The sequence below is a fragment of the Salipiger marinus genome (genome assembly GCF_900100085.1).
In the GTDB taxonomy this organism is placed as follows: Bacteria; Pseudomonadota; Alphaproteobacteria; order Rhodobacterales; family Rhodobacteraceae; genus Salipiger; species Salipiger marinus.
The window spans coordinates 96,979-114,138 of sequence record NZ_FNEJ01000007.1 but is presented as its reverse complement, the minus strand read 5'-3'; the positions used below and the strand labels follow the sequence as shown (position 1 = coordinate 114,138).

The window sequence follows — 17,160 nt, the reverse complement described above, 5'->3', positions numbered from 1 at the left end:
ATGACATGCAACACGCAGAGCAGACCGAGACCGCGGAACACGCCCATGCGGTGGACCGCACCGCCGAGGTCGTGGTGATCGGCGGCGGCTTTGCCGGGCTGGCCTTGGCCGAGGAACTGGGCAAGGCCGGGCGCGACGTGCTGGTGATCGACCGGCAGAACCACCACCTGTTCCAGCCGCTGCTCTATCAGGTGGCCACGGCGGCGCTGTCTTCGACAGAGATCGCCGAACCCATCCGCAAGATCCTGCGCCGCCGCAGGTCGGTGCGGGTGCTGATGGGCGAGGTGTCCGGGCTTGATCCCGAGGCGCGCAAGCTCTGGCTGCGGTCGGGCGAAGAGATCGGGTTTCGCCTGCTGGTGGTGGCCAGCGGCGCCACCCATGGCTATTTCGGCCATGATGACTGGGCGAAATGGGCGCCGGGCCTGAAAAGCCTTGAGGATGCGCGCCGCATCCGGTCGCAGATCCTGCTGGCTTTCGAGCGCGCCGAACGCTGCCCCGACCCCGAAGAGGTGCGCCGCCTGCTCAGCATCGTGATTGTCGGCGGCGGGCCCACCGGGGTGGAACTGGCCGGATCCATCGCCGAACTCAGCCGCCACACGCTGGCCCGTGATTTCCGCCATATCGACCCCGCGCAGACCTGCATCACCCTGATCGAGGCGGGGCCGCGCCTGCTGGCGGGGTTTTCCGAAGAGGCTTCGGATTTTGCCACGCGGCGGCTGGCCCGGCTGGGCGTGACGGTGCGCACCGGGGCGCTGGTCGAGGATGTGGGTCCGGAGGGGGTCACCGTGGCGGGGCAGGCGCTGCCTGCGGGCGCGGTGATCTGGGCGGCGGGGGTCGCCGCCTCGCCGCTGGCGCGGGATCTGGGTGAAACCGACCGCAGCGGCAGGATAGCCGTCGACCCGACGCTGGCCGTGCCGGGCCATCCCGGCATCTATGCGCTTGGCGACATCGCCGCCTGCCCCGGGCCGGACGGGCGGCCCTTGCCCGGGCTTGCGCAGGTCGCCAAGCAGCAGGGGCAGCATCTGGGCCGCGAACTGGTGCGGCATCTGCAGACCGGCACCGCCCCCGCGCCGTTCACCTATCACAGCCGCGGCAATACCGCGATCGTGGGGCGCCATGCGGCGGTGTTCGAGGGGCGGCGCGTGCGCTGGCGCGGCTGGTTCGCATGGCTGGGCTGGGCGGTCATCCATGTCTATCTGCTGGTGGGATTCCGCAACCGGACGCTGGTGTCGGTGCAATGGCTCTGGCGCTACCTGACCTATGAGCGCGGCGCCCGGCTGATCGCCGACGACCGCCCGGATCCCGCCGCCCCGGCAGAGGCCGCTACCCCCCGCCCCCCGACCGAGTGACCCGGCCCTGCCGGGGAACAGGTGCAGAGGCAGGCGGTTGAACAGGACAGGCGCGCGCCACCTTCCGCCGCATGGAGACCGCAGATGACCCCAGACCCCTTTCCCCCCGAAACGATGCCCCAGCTGCGCCGCCGGGCCTTTGTCGCCGGCTCTCTGGCCGCGCCGCTTCTGCTCTGGGGCAATGGCGCGCGGGCCTTTCCGCGTGATCCCGACCGCACGCTCGCCTCGGTCCGGGGGGCGGGGCGGATGGTGGTGGCGGCCTCTGACAATCCGCCATGGGTGGTGGCGGGCGGAGACAACCCCTCCGGGGTCGAGGTGACGCTGGTGCAGCGGTTCGCGCAGATGCTGGCGGTGAGGGTAGACTGGCTGCGCCTCCCGCCCTTCGAGGCGCTGCAGGCGGTCGAGCAGGGCAAGGCCAATCTCGCCATCGGCGGCTTTTCCCGCGCCTCGGTTGTGGCGCAGAATGTCGCAGCGCCAACCTATGCCTATTTCACCGAACGGCTGGTGGTGGCCGCCCCCGACGCCCGCAGCGCGCCCGACGATCTGGACGGGCAGCCGGTCTATGTGCCGCCGGATCTGGTGGTGGAACAGGCGATCCGCGACAGGGGCGGCCTGCCGGTGCATGATCCCGACAGCGCCACGCTGATCGCCCTGCCGCACTGGCGGGTCGCTGCGGCGGGCATGGCGCCCACCGGCATCGACCTTGCCCGGCGCGAGCATGTCCTTGCCCTGCGACGCGGCGAAAACGCGTGGCTCTTCGAGCTGGAGCAGTTTCTGCGCGGGCAGGAAGCCGCGGTTCCCGATCTGCTGGAGGGCGCGCGATGACCAAAGGTGCCTCCATCCTGCCGGAGCCGCAGCGCCGCGCGCTGCGCCGGGCCTGCCGCCTGCAGCTTGTCTGGCTTGCCGTGCTCGCCAGCATCGTCACCGCCATCTATTTTTCGCTGGGCAACAGTCAGGCGATGAAGACGGCATGGGTCGAGGATCTGCTGAGCTTCGTGCCGCCGCTGGCTTTTCTGGTTTCGGTCTGGTTCGAGGCGCGCGCGCCCAGCGACCGCTTCCCCTTCGGCTTCATCCGCGGGCTGTCCATCGGCTATCTGGTCAGCGCCGTCGCTCTGGCGGCGGTGGGGGGCTTTCTGATCGTGGATTCGGCCATGGCGCTCATCAAGACCGAACATCCCACCATCGGCACCGTGCGGATCTTCGGGGTCACGATCTGGTTCGGCTGGCTGATGATCGCGGCGCTGATCTACAGCGTCATCCTGCCGGTGATTTTCGGGCGGATGAAGCTGAAGCTGGCCCACAGCCTGCATGACAAGATCCTGCTCTCTGACGCGCTGATGAACAAGGCCGACTGGATGACCGGGCTTGCCGCCGCACTGGGGGTGGTGGGCATCGGCATGGGCTGGTGGTGGGCCGATGCGGTGGCCGCGCTGATCATCGCCGTCGACGTGCTGCACGACGGGGTCAAACATACCGGCGCCGCGATCCGCGATCTGGTCGACGAGATGCCGCGCACGCTGGATGACAGCGCCTTCGAGCCGCTGATCCGCGAGGTGCGCGACCATGTGGACGGTCTGGACTGGGTCGCCTCGTCCCGCCTGCGGCTGCGGCAGGAGGGGCGGTTCCTGACCGGCACCGTCTTTGTCGTGCCCCGGCAGGAAGAAGGGCTGACCGCCCGGATCGAGGCGGAGGAACGCGCGCTGCTGGGTCTGAGCTGGCGCATCCATGACGTGTCCATCATGCCGCGCCAAGAACTGCGGATGCCCAGCACCGCCCCCGCTGCAGGCGACATGCCCGCGCCGATCCGCCCCGGCGCGATCCGGCTGACCGGCCGGGGCTAGGCCCGCTGCGGCGGGATCCCACGACAAAACCGACGGTTCGGGAACATTGCCCGCCTCGGCCTGTTTCCCCGGCATCCTCCAGACAGAACCGCACGCCACGGAGGGTCTGATCCTGCCGCAGGGCGGCAGTTTCTCACCGATACTTCACCAAAGGAGACACGCTCATGGCGACCACCGTCGGACATGAATCCAACATCGAAAAGCTGGTGACCGATCTGATCATCCTCGAACATGACGCGATCGCGGCCTATAAAAGCACCGTGGAGCGGCTGAGCGACAGCGCGCTGTCTGCGCAGGTCGAGGAGTTCCTGCAGGATCACCACCAGCATCTTGTGGTGCTCAACGAGATTGCCGCCGAGCTTGGCGTCGAGGCGCCCGCAGAGGGCGACATGAAACAGATGCTGACCACGGGCAAGATCGCGCTGGCCGACCTGATGGGCAATGGCGCCATCCTGAAGGCGATGAAGACCAACGAGGATGACACCGTCACCGCCTATGAACGCGCCGTGGGTCACCCCGACGCGCTGCCCAAGACCCGGGCCTTCTTTGAAAAGGCGCTGACCGACGAACAGCGCCACCGGGCATGGATGCAGCAGACCGCAGAGTCGCTCTGACCCTGTGGGGGCGGGGCCGCCGCGCCCCGCCTCTGCCGCTTACCGGCCTTCGCCGCATGTGGACACCGCCCGAGCGGCCGCGCGCCCCGGGCGTCTGTGGCATGGGGGAAAGGACGGTCCCGCCGCCCCTCGAAGGTCATCGCCGATGAACACCGACAGCCTGCCCCCTGCCAAGACATATGTGCCCGTCTGCGCAATCGGCGCCTCTGCGGGCGGGGTGGAGGCGCTGCAGACGCTGTTCCGTCAGCTGCCGGAGGATCTGGGGCTGGCCTATGTGGTCATCCTGCATCTTGCGCCCGAACATCCCAGCGCCATGGCCGAGATCCTGTCCGCCTGCACCGCGATGCCGGTGCATCAGGTGAACGACACCCCCACCCTTCTGCCCGACCGGGTCTATGTGATCCCGCCCGACCGAGCACTGGTCATCACCGGCGACAGCGTCACCGCGCGGGAGTTCAGCCAGCCACGCGGACGGCGCGCGCCCATCGACATGTTCTTCCGCTCCGTGGCGCAGGCGCGCGGCGATGGCATGGCGGTCGTGCTGACCGGCGCCGGGGCTGACGGATCGAACGGGCTGCGCGCCGTGCAGGAATCGGGCGGCGTGATCTTCGTGCAGGATCCCGCCGAGGCGGAATTCCCGTCGATGCCGCGCAATGCCATCGCCACCGGTGTGGCAAGCGTCATCGCGCCGCTCGACCGTCTGGCGGAACGGATCGCCGAGGTGGCGCGCAGCCATCAGGCCATGCGCACGCTGGATCAGGAGGGCGTGGCCCATGACCTGCGCCGCATCATCGGGCTGCTGCGCGCGCGCACCGGCCATGATTTTTCCACTTACAAACGCGCGACCGTGCTGCGGCGGGTGCTGCGCCGGATGCAGGTCTGTCGCGTCGCCAGCATGGGCAGCTATGCCACGCTGATCCGCACCAATCCCGAAGAGGCGCAGGAGCTGTTCGGCGATCTGCTGATCTCGGTCACGCATTTCTTTCGCGACGAGCCCGGTTTCGAGGCGCTGCGCCGCGAGGTGATCGCACCGCTTTTCGACAATACCCCCAAGGGCGGGCTGCGGATCTGGTCGGCGGGCTGCGCCACCGGCGAAGAGGCGTACAGCCTTGCCATCCTGCTGGTGGAGGAGGCGGAACGCCGCAGCCTGCGGGTGCCGGTCCAGATCTTTGCCACCGATCTGGACGAAGGCGCGCTCGCCACCGCCCGCGAAGGCCGCTACCCCAAATCCATCGAGGCGGACCTGTCCGAAGAGCGGCTGGCACGGTTCTTCATCGACGAGGGCACCCATTACCGGATCCGCACGGATCTGCGCGAGAGGGTGCTGTTTTCCTCTCACAGCGTGCTGAAGGATCCGCCCTTCCTGCGGCTGGACCTGATCTGCTGCCGCAACCTGCTGATCTATCTGGAACGGTCGGTGCAGGACCAGCTGCTGCGGCTCTTTCATTACGGCCTGCGCCCCGGTGGCGCGCTGTTTCTGGGCACGGCTGAAACGGCGGACTGCCTGCCCAGCCTTTTTGCGCCGCTGCACCGTGACGCGCGGCTCTATCGCGCGCGGCCCCAGGGCGAAACGCGCATGCCGAGCCTGCCGCAGGCGCCGCTTGCCCCCCCGCCGCAGGACCGGCAGGGGGCGCCGCAGGCCCGGGGGCGGGATGGCACGCCGGGGCTGATGCACACCGCAGCGTTGGAACAGGCGGCGCTGCCGGGGCAGACCGACGCGCGGCGCCTGCAGGCGGAACTGCGCGCGGCGCAGGCGGCGCTGGCCACCAGCCGCGCCGAACAGGACGCTGCACTGGCGGATCTGCGCGCCTCGAACGAGGAACTGCACTCCATGAACGAGGAATACCGCTCCACCTCGGAGGATCTGGAAACCTCCAAGGAAGAGCTGCAGGCGCTGAACGAAGAGCTGCAGACCGTCAATGCCGAGCTGAAAAGCAAGCTGGAAAGCACGTCGGAGGCGCATGGCGACCTGCGCAACCTGATCGCCGCCACCGATATCGGCACGCTGTTTCTGGACACCGCGCTGCGCATCCGCATGTTCACCCCGCCGCTTACGGGCCTCTTTACCATCACCGACAGGGATATCGGGCGCAGCATCACCGATTTCACCAGCCGCCTGCTTTATGACGCGCTGGACCGCGACGCGCGCCGGGTGCTGGAGGATCTGGTGCCGCTGGAAACCGAAGTGCAGAGCGGGGACGGCACATGGTTCATCATCCGGCTGCGGCCCTATCGCACCGTCGAGGACCGGATCGACGGTGTGGTGCTGACCTTCGTGGACATCACCGCGCGGCGGCGGATGGAAAGCGAGCTGCGGGAAAGTCAGAAGAATTACCAGATCCTGTTCGATTCCATCGACGAAGGCTTTGCCATCATCGACATGATCTTCGAAGGCGACAGGCCGGTCGATTACCGCATCGTCGGGGTCAACGCCGCCTTTGCACGCCAGACCCGGCTGCGCGACGTGGTGGGCAAGACCGCCCGCATGCTGGTGCCCGATCTGGAGCCGCACTGGTTCGACTATTACGGGCGCGTGGCGCGCAGCGGACAGGCGGAACGGTTCGAGGCGCCGTCGGACGTGCTCGACCGTTATTTCGATGTCTATGCCTTTCCGGTGGGCGCCAAGGGCGGCCCGCGTCTGGGGGTCCTGTTCCGCGATGTCAGCGCCCGCAAGGATGCCGAGGCGCAGCGCCAGCTTCTGACCGATGAACTGAGCCACCGGGTCAAGAACACGCTTGCCGTGGTGCAGGCGCTGGCGCGGCAGCCCGGCACCGCCGACATGACGGTGCAGCAGTTCCGCGACCGGTTCATCGGGCGGCTGCAGGCGCTTGGCCATGCTCATGACCAGCTTCTGGAAACGCACTGGCACTCCGCCGATCTGGCGGTGCTGGCCCGTCAGTCCCTGTCGGCCTATGGCGGGCAGGGGCGGCGCAAGCTGGTCATCGACGGCCCCGAGCTGCTGCTGACGCCCAAGCAGGGGCTGGGGCTGGCGCTTGTGCTGCATGAACTGGCCACCAATGCCGCGAAATACGGCTCGCTGTCGGTGGAGAATGGCCAGCTTGACGTGACATGGCGCCTGCAGCCCACCGAGACCGGGCAGGAGGTGCGGCTGGTCTGGACGGAATCCGGCGGCCCCAAGGTCACCGCCCCGGTGGCCAAGGGCTTTGGCAGCCGCCTGATCCGGCAGGCCTGTTCCTATGAACTGGGCGGATCGGTGGAACTTTTGCCAGAGCCCGCCGGTTTCGTCGCCCTTATCAGATTTCCACAGGGATGACCCGATGACCGACAAAGCCACAGACCTGTCCGCGCTCTCCGGGCGGCGGATCCTCGTCGTGGAGGACGAGATGCTGCTGGCCATGGAGCTTCAGATGATCCTCGAGGATGAAGGCTGCGTGGTGCTGGGGCCGGTGCCCGACATTCCGCGCGCGCTGGCGCTTGTCGAGGGCGAGGCGCTGGATGCGGCCACGCTTGACATGAATCTGAACGGCGAGTCCTCGTTGCGCATCGCTGCGGCGCTGCAGGAGCGCGGCATCCCGTTTCTGGTCATCAGCGGCTATAGCAACCGTGCCGCCACCGAGCCGCCGCTGCGCGACGCGCCGCATCTGGCAAAGCCGGTGGTCAGCCAGACCCTGCTGCGGCGGCTGGCCGAACTGTTCTGAACGGCAGGCGCTTCAGCGGGGGTCGGTAAGGATCTGCCGCACCAGCATCGCCGCCCCCTGCGTGCCAAGCCGCGCATCGCCGCGCGCCAGACAGATCTGCAGCCGTTCGGTGGCGAGCGGCAGGCAGCGCTGGTAGACCCGTTCGCGGATGCCCGCCAGCATCGCCTCTCCTGCCCCGGCCAGCGTGCCGCCCAGCACCAGCAGTTCCGGGCTCAGCACCGCGACCAGATCGGCGCTGACCGTGCCGATGATCCGGCTGCTGGCATTGACCAGCGCCCGGCATTCTGGCGCCCCCCGGGCGTAAAGCTGCATGACATCCCGCGCGTCGTGGCAGTCATGGCCAAGCGCGCGCAGGTCGCGGGCGATGGCCCAGCCTGCCGCATGGGCCTCCACGCAGCCTTCCTTGCCGCAGCGGCAAAGCTGGTGCGGCTGCGGCGTGTGCTGGATATGACCGATATCGCCCGATGTCCCGAAGGCGCCGCGCAGCAGATGCCCGTCGGTGATCATGCCGCAGCCGATGCCGGTGCCCGCCTTGATGAACACGACATGCCGCGCGTCGGGCCAGTGCAGCCGCTGTTCGGCCATGCACATCAGGTTCACGTCATTGTCGAGCGCCACAGGCAGGCCCAGCCGGGCCGACAGCAACGCCCGCAGGTCGATCTGGTCCCAGCCATGCATGACCGAAGGTTTGGCGACGCGACCCTGCCGATAATCGATGGGGGCGGGCAGGGCCATGCCCAGCCCCGCCACCTTTGCGGTGGCCTTGGGGCTGCGGGCCAGCCGGTCCGCCACGCGGGCGAGCGCCTCCAGCGTCTGTGCCGGATCGGCGCGCAGATCGACGGGCAGCAGCGCCTCGTCCAGCACGCCGCAGCCGCAGTCGAACAGCACCACGCGGGCCATCTCCTCGCCGATATCGACGCCCAGCAGGTTGCGGTAATGCGGATTGATCCGCCATGTCCGCGCCGGACGTCCCCCGCCCGAGGCCATGGTGCCATCCTCGACGATCAGCCCCTCAGAGGCGAGCGCCCTGATTCTCTGCGCGGCGGTGACGCGCGACAGGCCAAGCGCCTGTTCCAGCTCGCGGCTGCTGCGCGGCGGCCCGTCGAGCAGCAGGCGATACATCGGATCCCGTGCGATCTTGTCCATTTAACCACCTGACAGCGAACCGGATTTTGGCATCCGCCTCTTATGATAAACACTTTACATAAGTAAGGCCATATATGGATTCATATTGACAGAAGTTATCTCGCTCTGCCCACTGATGAGGCGCAAGGAGGAGTTGCGCACATTGGGAGGACATCATGAAAACGCTGAATTGGCTGGGGGCCGCAGGGTCCGCCGCAGCCCTGATGCTTGCTGCCCCGACCGCTTGGGCACAGGATGACGACATTCTCGTGGGGCTCATCACCAAGACCGACACCAACCCGTTTTTTGCCAAGATGCGCGAGGGGGCAGCCGCCAAGGCGGAGGAGCTGGGCGTCAGGTTTCAGGCCTTCGCGGGCAAGTATGACGGCGACAACGACACGCAGATCACCGCCATCGAAAACCTGATCGCCGCCGGGGCGGACGGCATCCTGCTGCTGGCCAGCGACACCAAGGCCATCGTGCCCACCGTGCAGAAGGCGCGCGATGCGGGGATTCTGGTGATCGCGCTCGACACGCCGCTGGAACCGATCGACGCGGCGGATGCCACCTTTGCCACCGACAATTTCCTTGCCGGAGAGATGATCGGGCAATGGGCCTTGGGCACGCTGGGAGAGACGGCGGCGCAGGAGGCGAAAATTGCCTTTCTCGACGCGCATGAAAGCCAGCCCACGGTGGATGTGAAGCGCGATCAGGGCTTCATGCAGGGTTTCGGCATCGACATCAAGAACCCCGACCGGCGCGGCGACGAGGAGGATCCGCGCATCATCGGGCACGAGATGGCCGGCGGCTCCGAAGTGGGCGGGCGCGACGGCATGGAGACGCTGCTGCAGAAGGACTACGACATCAACGTGGTCTACACCATCAACGAACCCACCGCCGCAGGCGCGTGGGAGGCGCTGAAGGGGGCCGGGAAGGATGACGGATCGGTCCTGATCACCTCGGTCGATGGCGGCTGTCCGGGCGTGCGCAACGTGCAGGATGGCGTGATCGGCGCCACCTCCATGCAGTTTCCGCTGCTGATGGCCGCGCTGGGGGTCGAGGCGGTGGTGGACCATGCGCGCAACGGCACCCTGCCCGCGCCGTCCGAAGGGCTCGATTTCTACAATACCGGGGTCACGCTGGTGACCGACAGGCCGGTGGAGGGGCTCGACTCCATCCCCAGCGAGGACGCGCTCGCGCTCTGCTGGGGCTGATGCGCCGCCGGGTCCGCCACGGCGGGCCCGCACCCCTTTCCACAAGCCGGGATCCCTCACATGGCCAGCGATGACCTGCCGACCTTCGCGACCACCGACCCCCGCCTGTCGCGCCGGATGATCAACGTCCTGCACGGCAATCCGACGATCATTCCGCTCTTCGTGCTCGTGCTGGGGCTGGCGGTGTTTTCGTCCGTGGTCGGAGAGCGCTTTTTCCATCCCTTCAACCTGTCGCTGGTGCTGCAGCAGGTCACGATCATCGGCACCGTGGCGCTGGCGCAGACGCTGATCATCCTGACCGCCGGGATCGACCTGTCGGTGGGGGCCATCGTGGTGCTGAGCTCCGTCGCCATGGGGCGGCTTGCGATGGATCAGGATCTGCCGCCGGGGCTGGCGCTGTCGCTGGGCATCGCCGTGGGATCGGCCTGCGGCGCGCTCAACGGGTTTTTCGTCACGCTGATCCGCCTGCCGCCCTTCATCGTCACGCTGGGCACATGGAGCGTGTTCAACGCGCTGATCCAGTTCTGGTCGGGGGGCGAAACCATCCGCCAGCAGGAGATCGAGGCCGCCGCCCCGATCCTGCAATGGACCGGCGAGTCGCTGCGCATGGGGGCGGCGCGCCTCACCATCGGCTCGCTGCTGATGCTGCTCTTGGCGGGGCTGCTGTGGTATGTGCTGAACCGCACCGCCTATGGCCGCCACATCTATGCCGTGGGCAATGATGCCAACGCCGCGCGCCTTTCCGGCATCGGCACGCGCCGGGTGCTGTTCACCGTCTATCTGATTGCGGGCGCGATCTGCGGCTTTGCGGGCTGGCTGCTGATCGGGCGGATCGGCGCGATCAGCCCGCTGGGGGGTGCCATGACCAATCTTGACAGCATCACCGCCGTGGTCATCGGCGGCACCAGCCTGTTCGGCGGGCGCGGGTCGATCATCGGCACGCTGATCGGGGCGCTGATCGTCGGCTTTTTCCGCAACGGGCTGGCGCTCGCCGGGCTCGACGTGCTGTGGCAGGAATTCACCATCGGCTTCCTCATCATCATCGCGGTGTCCTTCGACCAGTGGCTGCGGAGGATCTCGACATGACCGGACCCACAGCTTCCGCCGCGACGGAGCCTGCGCTGAAGGCGCGCGGGCTGGTCAAATCCTTCGGGCGGGTCGTGGCCATGGACGGGGCCGATTTCGACCTGATGCCGGGCGAGATTCTGGCGGTGATCGGCGACAATGGCGCGGGCAAATCCACGATGATCTCGGCCCTTGCGGGCGCGGTGCGCCCCGATGCCGGAGAGATTTATCTCGGCGGCGAAAGGGTCAGCTTTCACAGCCCGATGGACGCCCGCGCCCGGGGGATCGAGACGGTGTTTCAGGGGCTGGCGCTGGCCCCGGCGCTGACTATCGTCGACAACCTGTTTCTGGGGCGCGAATACCGCGTGCCCGGGCTGCGCGGCCGCCTTTTCCGGCTGCTGGACCGGGCGCGGATGCGCGAAGAGGCGCGGCGGCACCTGTCGGAACTGGGGCTGATGACCATCCAGAACATCGATCAGGTGGTCGAAACGCTGTCGGGCGGCCAGCGGCAGGGCGTGGCCGTGGCCCGCGCCTGTGCCTTCGGATCCAAGGTGGTGATCCTTGACGAACCCACCGCAGCGCTTGGCGTCAAGGAAAGCCGCAAGGTGCTTGACCTCATCCGGGACGTGCGCGCGCGCGGCATCTCCATCGTGCTGATCTCGCACAACATGCCGCATGTGTTCGAGATTGCCGACCGGGTGCACATTCACCGGCTGGGCCGCCGCGTCGCGGTGGTCCGGCCATCGGACATGTCCATGTCCGACGCCGTGGCGATCATGACCGGCGCCATGGAGCCGCCCGCCGGGCGGCAGGACCGCTAACCCCCAACCTTTCAAGGACCAAGACATGCTGAGACTGGACGAGAAACTGGCGCGCATCCGCAGCTGCGACTACCGCAAGGGCGATTTTGTCATCGCCGATGCCAAGGACGGCGACATGGGCCCGTCGATCAAATCCTGCGGTCCGCACCGCAACGCCGATGGCAGCCCCGGCGCCTTCCGCACAAGGCCCGAATTCCTTGACAGCATCGAGGCGATCGTGGCGCAGGATGTGGTCGACGTGATGCTGACCTCGGTGTCGAACCTCGAGGCGCTGCAGGAGCGCGGCGTCTACGGATCAAGCCGCGTCACCCCGGCGATCCGGGCCAATGACACCACCGATGTCTGGGTGTTCCGGGGCGCGCGCTATGCCAGCCAGCCCTCGCGCCCGTTCCGCAGCGCGAACCTTGCCGAGGCGAAGCGGCTTGGCTGCGATCTGGGGCTTTACTCCATCACCTTCAACAACGATCTGGACGCGGATTACCTGTCGCTGGAGCATTTCGCCGCCTTCCGCGCCGATGCGCAGTCCAACGGGTTCCGCTATTTCCTTGAGGTGTTCAATCCCAATGTCGACTGCGGCCTGTCTGCAGAGGACATCCCCGGTTACGTCAATGACGCGATGATGCGCTGCATGGCGGGCCTGTCCCGGCGCGAGCGGCCCGAATTCCTCAAGATCGCCTATAACGGCCCCAAGGCGCTGGAGGAACTGGTCAGCTATGACCCTTCGGTCATCGTGGGGGTGCTGGGCGGCGGCGCGGGCACCACGCGCGACTGTCTGGAACTGATCGCGCAGATCGAACGCTACGGCGCGCGGGTGGCGCTGTTCGGGCGCAAGATCAACCTTGCCGACGACCCGCGCGAGATGGTGCGCATGATGCGCGCCGTGGCCGATGGCGAGATCGGCTCCGAAGAGGCGACCCGCGCCTATCACGGCACGTTGCAGTCCAAGGGCATCACCCCGAGCCGCCCGCTCGACCAAGACGGCCAGATCACCGAAGCCGTGCTGAAAAGCGCCGCCTGAGCGCGGCTGCGGGGCGCCCGGTGCGGCGTCCCGCCCCAAGCGGACAAGGACAAGGGAAGGAGGCAAGAGACCATGAGCAGCAGTCGCAGCGGGTTCATCACCGGCGGAACATGGTGCGTCGATCACAACATGGTGCTGCCGCGCTGGCCGGAGGAGGAGACGGCAACGCGGATCCTGTCCGCCAATGCGCAGGGCGGCGGGGCGGGGTGCAATTTTGCCGTCGACATCCGGCGGCTGGCGCCAGAGATTCCGGTGGCGACGGTGGGCCTTTGCGGCGAGGATCCGGACGGGCGGCTGCTGCGCGGCGTCGCCACCGACCACGGCATCGACATCTCGCGCTTTCACGTCGATCCCGCCCTGCGCACGCATCGCACCATGGCCTTTACCTCTGCGGAAAACGGCAGGCGCACCCATATCTTTGAAGCCGATGCCAGCGACCATCTGACGCCCGACCATTTCGATTTTGACGGCGTGACGGCGCGGATGCTGCATCTGGGGCTGCCCGGCACCCATGCGAGGCTCGACGGTCCGTGGCAGGGCGATCCCAGCGGCTGGGTCAGCGTGCTGAAAAAGGCGCGCGCCGCCGGGCTGCGCACCAACATGGAGGTGATGAGCATCCCGCGCGACGATCTGCGGCGGCTGATCCTGCCCTGCCTGCCGCATCTGGATTACCTTGTGGTCAATGATTACGAAATCGGCGCCTTCGCCGATCTGCAGACGGTGCAGGGCGGGGCCACCTCGGTGCCGGGGGTGATCGCGGCGCTGCGCCGGGTGATGGAGCTTGGCAGCATGGAAATCGCGGTGGCGCATTTCCCCGGCGGTGCCGTGGCGCTGGACCGCAGCGGCGGGGTGCAGTCCCATCCCTCCACGCGGTTTCCGCAGACCGAGGTGAAGGGCACCAATGGCGCGGGCGATGCCTTTGCCGCCGGGTTCTTCTGCGGCCATCACCGGGGCGTGGCGCTGCGCGACTGTCTGGCCTATGCCCATGCCGCCGCCGCCGCCTCGCTGCGCTCCGTCGACACCTATGGCGCGGTCGAAAGCCTCGAGGCCTGTCTGGCGCTTGCCGCGCGCACCGGCTGGCGCGACGCGCTGGAGCTGGGCGCGGCCTGATCCTGCATCCCGGGAAATCCTTGGTCCCGGACGAAAGATCTTTACGCGCGCCTGAAAATTTTCTTTACGGTAACTTCAACGCCCAAGCCACGCGGAGAAGAGACCGGATGAAGGAGGACCCACCGCGCACGATGGAGGCGTTTGCCCGGGCCTGCGGGGTGTCGCGCCCGACCCTGTCGAAATTCTTCGAGGATCCGGAAAGCGTCAAGCCCTCCACCCGGGCGCTGATCACCGCCAAGCTGGAGGAAACCGACTACCAGCCGAACCTGTACGCGCGCAACCTCAACCGCAAGCGCACGCGGACCATCGGCATCGTGGTGCCCGCCATCACCGACCCGTTCTATGCCCAGCTGGTCACCCGGCTGGAACTGCTGCTGCGCGCCGAAGGCTACTGGCCGCTGACCATCTCGCCGCATGGCCAGCCCGATCTGGAGGTGGAGGCGCTGCGCACGCTGCAGTCGCTGCGGGTGGGCGGCGCGCTGATCGCGCCGCTTGGCTTTGCCTCGGATGCCGAGGCGATGCAGCGCTTCGTCGAGGCGACCCCGTGCATCTTTCTGGACAATGCCATCGGCGGCATGGCCTCTTTCGTGGGCAATGACAACCGCCAGAGCATCGGCACGATGGTGGACTACCTCTGCCGCTCCGGAGAGGCGCCGGTCTATATCAACACGCCCCCCGTCAATCCCGGCACCGGCGAACGCTGTGCCGCCTATCTGGCCGCGATGTGCGCCCATGGCGCCACGCCGCTGGTGCTGGAAAGCCAGACCGAAACGCCATGGGATCTGGAACGGGTCGGGTTCGAACGGATGCAGGCGCTGATCGCCGCAGGCCTGCCCGGGCGCACGCTGCTTTGCGCGAATGACCGGCTTGCCTTTGGCGTGATCGCCGCAGCGCATGAGGCGGGGCTGCGGGTCGGCCATGGCGAAGGTTATGACCTGCGCGTGGCCGGGCATGATGACCACCCGCTCAGCCGTTACAGCGCGCCGTCGCTGACCACCATCGCGCAGGATTACGAAGGCATCTCGCGCACCGCCAGCGCGCATCTGCTGGCGCTGCTGTCCGGTGAGACACCGCGCGGCACCGTCAGTTCCACCCAGCTGCCCGCCAAACTGGTGATGCGCGCCTCGGCCTGAGCGCGGTCAGATGCCTTGCCGGTCAAGCCACTGCGCCGCTGCGGCCAGTGCCTCAAGGGCTGCGGGATCATGGCGGCAATGGCTGAGAAAGCCGTGCAGATGCCCCTCCCAGAGCCGGGTTTCGACCGGGGTGCCAGCGGCGGTCAGCGCCTCGGCATAGGCGCGGCCCTCGTCATGCAGGATGTCGGCCCCGGCCAAGGCGACAAAGGCCGGAGCGGTGCCCGCAGGATCGGCACGCAGCGGCGACAGGCGCCAGTCGGCATGATCCTCGGGCCGGGCATAGTGATCGCGGAACCAGCGCATGGTGCGCGCGGACAGGCCAAACCCTTCGGCAAAGCGGCGATAGCTGAGATGGGTCTGGCCCGCATCGGTGTTGGGATAGAACAGCAGCTGCGCCCGGGGCTGCGGCAGCGCGGGATCGCGGGCGGCGGCCAGGGCTGCCACCGCCGCCAGATTGCCGCCCGCGCTGTCCCCGGCCACGATGATCCGGTCGGGGGCAAGACCAAGCTGTGCCGCCACCTGCGGCAGGGCGGCAAGGCAGGCGATGGCATCCTCTGCCGCTGCCGGAAAGGGGTGTTCGGGCGCCAGACGGTAGTCCGGGCAGATCACCACCGCGCCACAGGCCGCCGCCAGCCGCTGGCAGATCGCGGCATGCGAGGCGGGGCTGCCCACCACCCAGCCACCGCCATGCAGATAAAGAATGGCGCGGGCCCCGGTGGCGGGCGCCCCGGCGCCGCGCCAGCAGAGCGCGGGACGGTCGGCCAGCAGCAGCGGCACCGGCCCTTCGGCCAGCGCCGGATCGGGCGGCAGCTGCAGCGCGGGCCAGCCTGCGTCAAAGCTGGCGCGGGCCTCGGGGGCGGACATCTGCTCGAAGGGCGGGCTTGGCATCTGCGCCTGCGCGGCCAGCGTGGCACGCGCGCCGGGGGAGAGCGGCGGGCGGCTCATCGCAGCAGCCCCTCTGCCGCCGCCTCGTCCAGCAGCGCGGGCTGGTCCGGGCAGGAGGTGATCTCGATCCGGCGGCGCGTCTCGCCCGAATGCAGGATGCTTTCAAGCACTTCCAGCACGTGAAAGGCCAGCGCGCCATCGGCACGTGGCGGGCGGCCCATTTCCATGGCCTCGGCCATCTCGGCCAGACCCAGCGCGCGGTAATTGGCGCGGTCCGGCGCCTCCACCGGGTAATTGGTGGTGCCAAAGGGCGTGCCTTCGGAAGCATGGGCGACCCAGTCCGCGCCCTGCGGTGACAGCGCCACCACATCGCCGAAATTGTCAGGATCAGGCAGGCGCAGCGACCCGCTGGTGCCATGCAGTTCGAGGGGCGCGCTGGAATGGCGGAACACGTCCCACGAGGCGCCGAAGCTGAGGATGGCGCCGGAGCGGAATTCCAGCAGCGACAGCGCGGTGGTGGGGGTGCCCGCCTCGAACGTGCTGTGCTGCAGCGGCCCCGGCGCGGTGATGGTCCGGGTCTTGGCGCCAAAGGAGGTGACGGCGGTCACTGCCCGCACCGGACCCAGAAGATAGGTCAGCATTGTCAGGTAATAGGGCCCCATGTCCAGCACGGGCCCCGCGCCGGGCTGGTAATAGAAGGCAGGGTTCGGATGCCAGTGTTCCATGCCCCGCCCTAACATGAAGGCGGTGCCGGTCACCACCTGCCCCAGCGCGCCGCTGTCGATCAGTTGCCGCGCGCGGCGCCCGGCAGCGCCAAGGAAGGTGTCGGGCGCCGCCCCGACCACAAGCCCCGCCGCCCGCGCCGCATCCAGCAGCGCGCGCGCCTCTGCCGCCGAGGCGCAGAGCGGCTTTTCGGTGAAGACGTGCTTGCCGGACCGGATCGCGCGCATCGACACCTCGTGATGCGCGGCGGGCACCGACAGGTTCAGGATAAGGTCAATGTCGGGCGCGTCAAAGATCGCCTCTAGCGGCATCTCGCGCAGCCCGAATTCCTTGGCGCGCAGCGTTGCCGCCTCTGGCCGCAGATCGGCACAGGCCACCATGCGCAGGCGCCGGAACAGGCTCGCGTTCTTCATGTAGATGGCCGAGATGTTGCCGCAGCCCACCACGCCGATGCGCAGCTCTTTTTGCTCTGTCAGACCCAAGCTTTCCTCCCTCGTGGCCAGAACCTGCTGCCGCATCTGCGGCGCTCTTCTTGTCTTGTAGATTTTTATTTGTTGACGCGCGACAAAAAATTTAGAAACGTGAGTAAATCGATGGTTGGGA

The 17,160-nt window shown here is 67.9% G+C and carries 15 protein-coding genes; 12 read left to right on the top strand and 3 right to left on the bottom strand.

The features are described from left to right. Positions 1–5: 5 nt before the first annotated feature. The 6 genes from BLR51_RS09675 (at position 6) to BLR51_RS09650 (ending at position 7,463) form a co-directional block, all read left to right on the top strand. A complete protein-coding gene (locus BLR51_RS09675) occupies positions 6–1,349 on the top strand; it encodes an NAD(P)/FAD-dependent oxidoreductase (RefSeq protein ID WP_089846326.1) in 1,344 nt (447 codons plus the stop codon). A gap of 84 nt (positions 1,350–1,433) precedes the next feature. Then, complete coding sequence (locus tag BLR51_RS09670) at positions 1,434–2,174, top strand: transporter substrate-binding domain-containing protein (RefSeq protein ID WP_089846324.1); 741 nt, start codon at positions 1,434–1,436, stop codon at positions 2,172–2,174. Continuing rightward, positions 2,171–3,190 (top strand): cation diffusion facilitator family transporter, encoded by a 1,020-nt coding sequence (locus BLR51_RS09665; protein WP_089846322.1) that lies wholly within the window; start codon positions 2,171–2,173, stop codon positions 3,188–3,190. The genes BLR51_RS09670 and BLR51_RS09665 overlap by 4 nt, the downstream gene beginning before the upstream one ends. Before the next feature lie 164 nt (positions 3,191–3,354). Then, a complete protein-coding gene (locus BLR51_RS09660) occupies positions 3,355–3,804 on the top strand; it encodes a ferritin-like domain-containing protein (protein ID WP_089846320.1) in 450 nt (149 codons plus the stop codon). Between the two features lie 145 nt (positions 3,805–3,949). Then, on the top strand, positions 3,950–7,078 hold the full coding sequence (locus tag BLR51_RS09655) for a chemotaxis protein CheB (RefSeq protein ID WP_089846318.1): 3,129 nt from the start codon (positions 3,950–3,952) through the stop codon (positions 7,076–7,078). A 4-nt stretch (positions 7,079–7,082) separates the two neighbouring features. Further along, positions 7,083–7,463, top strand: a complete 381-nt coding sequence (locus BLR51_RS09650) for a response regulator (protein ID WP_089846316.1) — start codon at positions 7,083–7,085, stop codon at positions 7,461–7,463. Between the two features lie 12 nt (positions 7,464–7,475). On the opposite strand, the gene BLR51_RS09645 is transcribed toward BLR51_RS09650, so the two are convergent. Further along, positions 7,476–8,609 (bottom strand): ROK family transcriptional regulator, encoded by a 1,134-nt coding sequence (locus tag BLR51_RS09645; RefSeq protein ID WP_089846314.1) that lies wholly within the window; start codon positions 8,607–8,609, stop codon positions 7,476–7,478. 155 nt (positions 8,610–8,764) lie between these two features. Between BLR51_RS09645 and BLR51_RS09640 the strand changes: the two genes are divergently transcribed. The 6 genes from BLR51_RS09640 (at position 8,765) to BLR51_RS09615 (ending at position 14,949) form a co-directional block, all read left to right on the top strand. After that, on the top strand, positions 8,765–9,802 hold the full coding sequence (locus BLR51_RS09640; RefSeq protein WP_089846312.1) for a sugar ABC transporter substrate-binding protein: 1,038 nt from the start codon (positions 8,765–8,767) through the stop codon (positions 9,800–9,802). 60 nt (positions 9,803–9,862) lie between these two features. After that, positions 9,863–10,888, top strand: a complete 1,026-nt coding sequence (locus BLR51_RS09635) for an ABC transporter permease (RefSeq protein WP_089846310.1) — start codon at positions 9,863–9,865, stop codon at positions 10,886–10,888. Beyond that, positions 10,885–11,688 (top strand): ATP-binding cassette domain-containing protein, encoded by an 804-nt coding sequence (locus BLR51_RS09630; protein WP_089846308.1) that lies wholly within the window; start codon positions 10,885–10,887, stop codon positions 11,686–11,688. Before BLR51_RS09635 ends, BLR51_RS09630 begins: the two co-directional genes overlap by 4 nt. 25 nt (positions 11,689–11,713) lie before the next feature. Beyond that, positions 11,714–12,706 carry a beta/alpha barrel domain-containing protein gene (locus BLR51_RS09625; protein WP_089846306.1) on the top strand — a complete coding sequence of 331 codons (993 nt, stop codon included), beginning with the start codon at positions 11,714–11,716 and terminating at the stop codon, positions 12,704–12,706. Positions 12,707–12,778: 72 nt separating this feature from the next. Beyond that, positions 12,779–13,816 carry a carbohydrate kinase family protein gene (locus BLR51_RS09620; RefSeq protein WP_089846304.1) on the top strand — a complete coding sequence of 346 codons (1,038 nt, stop codon included), beginning with the start codon at positions 12,779–12,781 and terminating at the stop codon, positions 13,814–13,816. A gap of 107 nt (positions 13,817–13,923) precedes the next feature. After that, positions 13,924–14,949 (top strand): LacI family DNA-binding transcriptional regulator, encoded by a 1,026-nt coding sequence (locus BLR51_RS09615; protein WP_089846302.1) that lies wholly within the window; start codon positions 13,924–13,926, stop codon positions 14,947–14,949. Positions 14,950–14,955: 6 nt separating this feature from the next. On the opposite strand, the gene BLR51_RS09610 is transcribed toward BLR51_RS09615, so the two are convergent. Together BLR51_RS09610 and BLR51_RS09605 are read right to left on the bottom strand one after the other, a co-directional pair. Then, positions 14,956–15,894 (bottom strand): alpha/beta hydrolase, encoded by a 939-nt coding sequence (locus BLR51_RS09610; RefSeq protein WP_207543605.1) that lies wholly within the window; start codon positions 15,892–15,894, stop codon positions 14,956–14,958. Further along, complete coding sequence (locus BLR51_RS09605) at positions 15,891–17,075, bottom strand: Gfo/Idh/MocA family protein (RefSeq protein ID WP_089846300.1); 1,185 nt, start codon at positions 17,073–17,075, stop codon at positions 15,891–15,893. Before BLR51_RS09605 ends, BLR51_RS09610 begins: the two co-directional genes overlap by 4 nt. Between the last annotated feature and the right edge of the window lie 85 nt (positions 17,076–17,160).

What these genes read in the sequence shown, in the direction of transcription:
- BLR51_RS09675 (WP_089846326.1), top strand. Translation starts at nt 6, where the DNA reads ATGCAACACGCAGAGCAGACCGAGACCGCGGAACACGCCCATGCGGTG.
- BLR51_RS09670 (WP_089846324.1), top strand. Translation starts at nt 1,434, where the DNA reads ATGACCCCAGACCCCTTTCCCCCCGAAACGATGCCCCAGCTGCGCCGC.
- BLR51_RS09665 (WP_089846322.1), top strand. Translation starts at nt 2,171, where the DNA reads ATGACCAAAGGTGCCTCCATCCTGCCGGAGCCGCAGCGCCGCGCGCTG.
- BLR51_RS09660 (WP_089846320.1), top strand. Translation starts at nt 3,355, where the DNA reads ATGGCGACCACCGTCGGACATGAATCCAACATCGAAAAGCTGGTGACC.
- BLR51_RS09655 (WP_089846318.1), top strand. Translation starts at nt 3,950, where the DNA reads ATGAACACCGACAGCCTGCCCCCTGCCAAGACATATGTGCCCGTCTGC.
- BLR51_RS09650 (WP_089846316.1), top strand. Translation starts at nt 7,083, where the DNA reads ATGACCGACAAAGCCACAGACCTGTCCGCGCTCTCCGGGCGGCGGATC.
- BLR51_RS09645 (WP_089846314.1), bottom strand. Translation starts at nt 8,609, where the DNA reads ATGGACAAGATCGCACGGGATCCGATGTATCGCCTGCTGCTCGACGGG.
- BLR51_RS09640 (WP_089846312.1), top strand. Translation starts at nt 8,765, where the DNA reads ATGAAAACGCTGAATTGGCTGGGGGCCGCAGGGTCCGCCGCAGCCCTG.
- BLR51_RS09635 (WP_089846310.1), top strand. Translation starts at nt 9,863, where the DNA reads ATGGCCAGCGATGACCTGCCGACCTTCGCGACCACCGACCCCCGCCTG.
- BLR51_RS09630 (WP_089846308.1), top strand. Translation starts at nt 10,885, where the DNA reads ATGACCGGACCCACAGCTTCCGCCGCGACGGAGCCTGCGCTGAAGGCG.
- BLR51_RS09625 (WP_089846306.1), top strand. Translation starts at nt 11,714, where the DNA reads ATGCTGAGACTGGACGAGAAACTGGCGCGCATCCGCAGCTGCGACTAC.
- BLR51_RS09620 (WP_089846304.1), top strand. Translation starts at nt 12,779, where the DNA reads ATGAGCAGCAGTCGCAGCGGGTTCATCACCGGCGGAACATGGTGCGTC.
- BLR51_RS09615 (WP_089846302.1), top strand. Translation starts at nt 13,924, where the DNA reads ATGAAGGAGGACCCACCGCGCACGATGGAGGCGTTTGCCCGGGCCTGC.
- BLR51_RS09610 (WP_207543605.1), bottom strand. Translation starts at nt 15,894, where the DNA reads ATGAGCCGCCCGCCGCTCTCCCCCGGCGCGCGTGCCACGCTGGCCGCG.
- BLR51_RS09605 (WP_089846300.1), bottom strand. Translation starts at nt 17,075, where the DNA reads ATGCGGCAGCAGGTTCTGGCCACGAGGGAGGAAAGCTTGGGTCTGACA.